At 53.3% G+C, this 798-nt stretch carries 1 protein-coding gene; it reads right to left on the bottom strand.

Annotated elements, in window-relative coordinates:
- Nucleotides 1-163: 163 nt before the first annotated feature.
- The coding region (locus tag L977_RS21310) for a DUF2931 family protein (RefSeq protein WP_052192665.1) at nt 164-798 on the bottom strand (635 nt) is incomplete at its 5' end.

Raw genomic sequence — 798 nt, 5'->3', positions numbered from 1 at the left:
CCCCTAACAAAGACTTCACACCCTCCCGGCGATCGTGGCAACCGGCGAGTCATATGACACCCATCATGACCACCGTCAGCGGCAATCGTTTCATCCCTGCCTCCTCAGAAAAGTCCGTCCAGCGCGCCCGCACTCCCCCTTTGCCCGCCGGACTGCAGCCTCCCTACCAGTTACCATACGGATAGTTTTTCCCTTTGATAAACTCGGGTGTCTTTCCGTAATAAACATACCCATCAGGATGTTTCGTGACTCCTTTGCATATCAGCATATCATCCCCTGTCAGTGTGAACTGCCGGGCGGGATGCTGTAGCACAACAGGATTACGGTTATCCTTCAGCCATACTCTGACTTTTCCTTCCGGGGCAAGACCTATTATCATTTTGTTTCGGTAATACGTATTACCGGGACGATAGGTATCAGGATAGGCTGTGAGCATCTGCTGCCATGTCTCCCGACTGAACCAGATCTCCGTTTCGTACGCCTTTTTGTCTATAACCGAGTCCCAGCATACCGTCATCCTGACCGGCAGCGCCTTCCCGATATTAAAATTGGCTGGAAAACCGCCTACACGCTGGCTCCATGTTCCAACGCTGCCCTGACTGGGTTCGGTCGGATCAAGTCGCCGAAAAATACTTTCCCGGATATCCCCGTCCTCCAGATACACCATGGTCACCAGTGCCGGCAGGTTGGCTGGATAGAAAAAATTAAACTGCCAGTGATCGTAAGGCGGTTTCTGCCCCCACTGCTCCACGCCATCCCCTAACAAAGACTTCACACCCTCCCGGCGATCGTGGCAAC

It is taken from the genome of Enterobacter sp. ZOR0014 (assembly GCF_000798855.1).
In the GTDB taxonomy this organism is placed as follows: domain Bacteria; phylum Pseudomonadota; class Gammaproteobacteria; order Enterobacterales; family Enterobacteriaceae; genus Enterobacter; species Enterobacter kobei.
Note: the sequence above shows the minus strand (reverse complement) of the source record. Positions and strands in the feature narration are given on the sequence as shown.